Below are 4,541 nucleotides of genomic sequence, written 5' to 3' on the forward strand. Positions count from 1 at the left end.
ATTAAAACTTAAGGAGGTGCCTATGCCAGCCCTGGAACCTGCCCGCCTCGAGGTGGAGGAGGCCCTAAAGGCCTACGAGGACTGCGTGGAGCGGGAGGAGGCGCAGTACCGGGAGGAGTACGAGCGGGTGACCTTCATGGAGTACGAGGCCCCCGCTCCTGACCCCTGCGCCGAGGCCTTTTTGCGCCTTCTGAGGGCGGTGCGGGCCTACGAGGCCGCCGGGGGGCGCCGGGAGGACCTCTCCTTAGGGGCAAGGCGGGGCCAGATCTACGAGGCCCTGGACAGGGAGTAGGCCACCGGCCTGCCCTCGCGGAAGTAGTAGGCCTCCTGAAAACCTAAGGCGGCGAGGAGGGCCCGGGTTTCGGGAAAGGCGAAACCCACCTCCTCGGGAGCATGGGCGTCGGAGCCCAGGACGATCCCAATGCCAAGCTCCCGGGCCCTTCGCAGGAGGGCGGGGGCGGGGTAGATTTCCCCGATGGGCTTCCTAAGCCCGGCGGTGTTCACGTCCAGGAGAAGCCCCTCCTCCGCAATGGCCCTAAGGGCGGGTTCGGCCAGCTCCACAAGGGCTTCTTCTGGAAGGCGGTGGCCGAACTTCTTGGGCAGGTCCAGGTGGCCGATGGCGTGAAAGAGGCCGCTTCTTGCCGCTTTTTCCACCTCCTGGAAGTAGGCCTGGAAGATCTCCTTCAGGTCCCGCCAGCGGTACTCCTCCTGGTGGTCGGGATGGTCCAGGGGCCAGGCCCCCAGGTAGTGGACGCTGCCGATCACGTAGTCGAAGGGGTAGCCTTTAAGCAGGGTCCGCACGAACTCCTCCGTGCCCTCGTGGAAGTCGGCCTCGAGGCCGATCCCCACGTAAAGATCCGGGTGATCTTCCCGGATTTTCTCCAGGGCCAGGAGGTAAAAGGGCAGGGCCTCGAGGCGCATGCGGCTCATGGGATCGTACCAGGAGGGCATAGGACTGTGGTCGGTGAAGACCACACCCTTTAGCCCAGCCTTCCGGGCGTGGAAGAGGTACTCCCCGGGGGCCCCTTGGGCATGGCCGCAAAGGGGGGTATGGAGGTGGCTATCCACCATGCTGGGATTCTATCCGCAAGACCAGGCCTCGAGAGGCGAACACCACCACCCTTTCCCCCAAGGCTTCCGAGAGATCCAAGGAGAGAAGGGGGTCTTCCTGGGCCTCGGGCACGGTATCCTCTCCGGGGATACCCAGGGCCTGGACCAGAACGGGAACCGAGGGAGGGAAGAGGAGGGGGTGGCGCTCCAGGATGGCCTCCACCCGAAAGACCTCCGCCCAAAGCCGCTTCAGGGCGAATAGGGCCTCCTTTGGGGTCTGGGCCAGGTGGTGGGTTCCTTCCCCCGGCTGGCGGAGGAGGAAGGGCCCCTTTCCCTTGAGGGTCTCCAGGAAGGCCTCGGCCCGTTCGGGCAGGAGGTAGCTTTCCCGCACGGCCCTTTCCGCCTCTTCCGCCGCCAGGAGGAGGCGTTCCTCATCTATACGCACGCCGAACACACCCTGGAAGAGCCTTTCGATGCGCTCGGGAAGGTTGTTGAGGCGGGCGAACTCCTCCCAAAGCCCCACCACCCAGGTTTCCGCCACGGGGAAACCCAGGCTCTGGGCTCGCTTCAGGAGGGAAACCTCCCCCCGGCCTTCCGCCTGGGCCAAGGGGATTAGTCCAGGGTTCGCCATAGGTACCAAGCCAGGTGGCTTAGGACCGGGTGATCAAACAAAGCGCACTCCCTCGGCCCGGGTTACCTGGCCCTGGTAGAGGAAGGTGACCTGGCGCAAGGCGGCCTGAAGGTCAAAGGGGGTAAGGGCGCTGGTGGCGTCCTCCGGGAGGACCACCCGGTACCAGCGAAGGGCGGCGGAGCCCGCGGTGTGGAGCACGCAGATGTTGGCCACGGTGCCCGTCACCACCACGTGCTTTACCCCCCAAAGGTGCAGGTAGTGGTCCAGGGGGGTACCGTAGAAGGCATCGTAGCGCACCTTCTGGATGATCAGGTCCCCCGGCTCGGGGCGGAGGTCCTCCAGGATCTCTGCCCCCCAGGTGCCCGCCACCGCATGCCGGGGCCAGATTTTAAACTCGGGGTCGTCCTCCCGGTGCCAGTCCTGGGTGTAGACCACCCTTGCCCCTGCCTGCCGCGCCCTTTCCAGAAGAAGCCGGATGGCCGGAACGCTTTTGGGAGCATCGGGCACGAAAAGGGCACCTTGAGGGTGGGCGAAGTCGTTTTGCATGTCCACCACGATCAAAGCGGTTTCCCTGGCGGGAAGCTCCAGGCCTTCCACCTTGGGGATTTCCGGAACCTCTACCATATCCTTATTTTGCCACCTTGACCAGGGGGAGGGGAGGGGCTACACTCTAGCGCATGAAAATACGGGACCTCCTGAAGGCGCAAGAAGGGCCCCTTTTCTCCTTTGAGTTCTTTCCCCCCAAGACCCCGGAAGGGGAGGAGGCCCTTTTTCGCACCATGGAGGAGCTTAAGGCTTTCCGGCCGGCCTTCGTATCCATCACCTATGGGGCCATGGGGAGCACGAGGGATCGCAGCGTCCTCTGGGCCAAGCGCATCCTGGACCTGGGGCTGAACGCCCTGGCCCACCTCACCGTGGCCGGGCAGAGCCAAGAGGAGGTGGCGGGGGTCTTGGACCGGTTCGTGGAGGCCGGGGTGGAGAACATCCTGGCCCTCCGTGGCGACCCTCCCCAAGGGGAGAGGGTGTTTAGACCCCATCCCGAGGGGTTCCGCTACGCCATGGAGCTGGTGGCCTTTATCCGGAGCCGCTATGGGGAAGGGGTTTCCGTGGGGGGGGCCGCCTACCCCGAGGGGCACCCGGAAAGCGAAAGCCTCGAGGCCGACCTGCGCCATTTCAAGGCCAAGGTGGAGGCGGGGCTGGACTTCGCCATCACCCAGCTGTTCTTCAACAACGCCCACTACTTCGGCTTCCTGGAAAGGGCCAGGAGGATGGGCATAGAAATCCCCATCCTCCCCGGCATCATGCCCATCACCAGCTACACCCAGCTCCGCCGCTTCACCGAGGTCTGCGGGGCCAGCATCCCCGGACCCCTTCTTTCCAGGCTGGAAAGGTACCAGGAGGATCCTAAGGCCATCCTGGAGATCGGGGTGGAGCACGCCACCCGCCAGGTGGCGGAGCTTTTGGAGGCCGGGGTGGAGGGAGTGCACTTTTACACCCTAAATAAAAGCCCGGCCACCCGCATGGTTTTGGAGAGGCTTGGCTTTAAGCCCCAGCCTTAAACCCCGATGGCCTCCCCGAAGGTGGCCAGGTGGGCTGCCTGGCCCCGCTGGGCGAGAAGCCGCTGAAGCTCCCCTAGCTTCTCCTCCTCCCCGTGCACCAGGGCTACCCGGGGTTGCCCTTCCAGCCAGTCCAGAAGCTCGTCCTGCCCCGCATGCCCCGAGAAGCCGCCCAGGGTGTGGACGCTGGCCCTAAGGGGTATCTCCTGCCCCAGGAGGCGGATGCGCTCGGGCCTTTGGATGATCTCGGCTCCCAGGCCCCCTCGAGGCTGGTAGCCCACGAAGACCAAGGTGTTCTTGGGATCGGAAAGGCCGTGCTTCAGGTGGTGGAGGATCCGCCCCCCGGTGAGCATGCCGCTTCCCGCGATGATCACCATGGGGCCGGGCTCGCGGTTTAGGGCCTTGGATTCCTCCACGCTTTCCACCACCCGAAGCCCCCGGGGGCGGAAGGGATTCTTCCCCGCCAGGAAGTAGGCCTGCACCTCCTCGCTGAAGTAGCGCACCAGCCGGGGATAGAGGTCAAGGACCCGCTCGGCCATGGGGGAGTCCAGGTAGATGGGGGCCTCGGGCAGGCGGTGGCCGTTTTCGTAGAGGAGGAAGAGGATTTCCTGGGCGCGCTCCACGGCAAAGGAGGGGATGAAGACCTTGCCGCCTTGGCCCAGGGTTCGTTCCAGGATCTCCAAAAACTCCTGCACCGTGGCGGCGAAGGAGCGGTGGGGCCGGTCCCCGTAGGTGCCCTCGCAGAGGATCAGATCCGCCCTGGGAGGCAGGGAGGGGTCGGGGAGGACGGTCTTTTGCCGGTTGCCCAGGTCCCCGCTATAGACCAGGGTCTTCCCCTCCCCCTGGACCACCACGAAGGCGCTTCCCGGAAGGTGCCCTGCCTGGCCGAAGGTGAGGGTAAGGTCCCCCAGCCTGAGCCATTCCCCAAACTCCAGGAGGCGGACGTGGCGGAGGGCTTCCTCCACATCCTCCTCCTCGAAAAAGGGGGTTTCCATGACCTTTAGGGCGTCCTGGAGGATGATCTGCATCAACAAGAAGGTGGCCTGGGTGGCGTAGACCGGCCCCCTATACCCCTCCCGGAAAAGCTTGGGCAGACGGCCCACGTGGTCCAGGTGGGCGTGGGTAAGGACCACGGCGTCCACCGCCTGGGGGTCAAAGCCAAAGGGGGTGTGGTTCTTCTCTTCCTCGCGCCCCTGGAACATGCCGCAGTCCAGGAGGACCTTCCTGCCCTCGGCCAAGAGGAGGTGGCAGCTTCCCGTGACCTCCCGCGCGGCGCCAAAAGGTACGATGCGCATGCCTTTATC

The 4,541-nt window shown here is 65.1% G+C and carries 6 protein-coding genes; 2 read left to right on the top strand and 4 right to left on the bottom strand.

The window, feature by feature from the left end:
• The first annotated feature begins 22 nt into the window (after positions 1-22).
• Positions 23-292 carry a hypothetical protein gene (locus TNMX_RS00035; protein WP_038028191.1) on the top strand — a complete coding sequence of 90 codons (270 nt, stop codon included), beginning with the start codon at positions 23-25 and terminating at the stop codon, positions 290-292.
• Here TNMX_RS00035 and TNMX_RS00040 read toward each other — a convergent pair.
• The 3 genes from TNMX_RS00040 to TNMX_RS00050 are packed head-to-tail and all read right to left on the bottom strand — an operon-like array spanning position 268 to position 2,305.
• Entirely contained in the window at positions 268-1,071 is an 804-nt protein-coding gene (locus TNMX_RS00040; RefSeq protein WP_038028179.1) for a histidinol-phosphatase HisJ family protein, read from the bottom strand. The genes TNMX_RS00035 and TNMX_RS00040 overlap by 25 nt on opposite strands.
• Complete coding sequence (locus tag TNMX_RS00045; protein ID WP_038028180.1) at positions 1,061-1,681, bottom strand: hypothetical protein; 621 nt, start codon at positions 1,679-1,681, stop codon at positions 1,061-1,063. Before TNMX_RS00045 ends, TNMX_RS00040 begins: the two co-directional genes overlap by 11 nt.
• A 33-nt stretch (positions 1,682-1,714) precedes the next feature.
• A complete protein-coding gene (locus TNMX_RS00050) occupies positions 1,715-2,305 on the bottom strand; it encodes a nicotinamidase (RefSeq protein ID WP_038028181.1) in 591 nt (196 codons plus the stop codon).
• Between the two features lie 53 nt (positions 2,306-2,358).
• Between TNMX_RS00050 and metF the strand changes: the two genes are divergently transcribed.
• On the top strand, positions 2,359-3,240 hold the full coding sequence (metF, locus tag TNMX_RS00055) for a methylenetetrahydrofolate reductase [NAD(P)H] (RefSeq protein WP_038028188.1): 882 nt from the start codon (positions 2,359-2,361) through the stop codon (positions 3,238-3,240).
• Here the strand turns inward: metF and TNMX_RS00060 are convergent.
• Positions 3,237-4,532 carry an MBL fold metallo-hydrolase gene (locus TNMX_RS00060; protein WP_038028189.1) on the bottom strand — a complete coding sequence of 432 codons (1,296 nt, stop codon included), beginning with the start codon at positions 4,530-4,532 and terminating at the stop codon, positions 3,237-3,239. The genes metF and TNMX_RS00060 overlap by 4 nt on opposite strands.
• Positions 4,533-4,541 lie beyond the last annotated feature (9 nt).

The sequence above is a fragment of the Thermus sp. NMX2.A1 genome (genome assembly GCF_000511705.1).
GTDB lineage: Bacteria > Deinococcota > Deinococci > Deinococcales > Thermaceae > Thermus > Thermus scotoductus.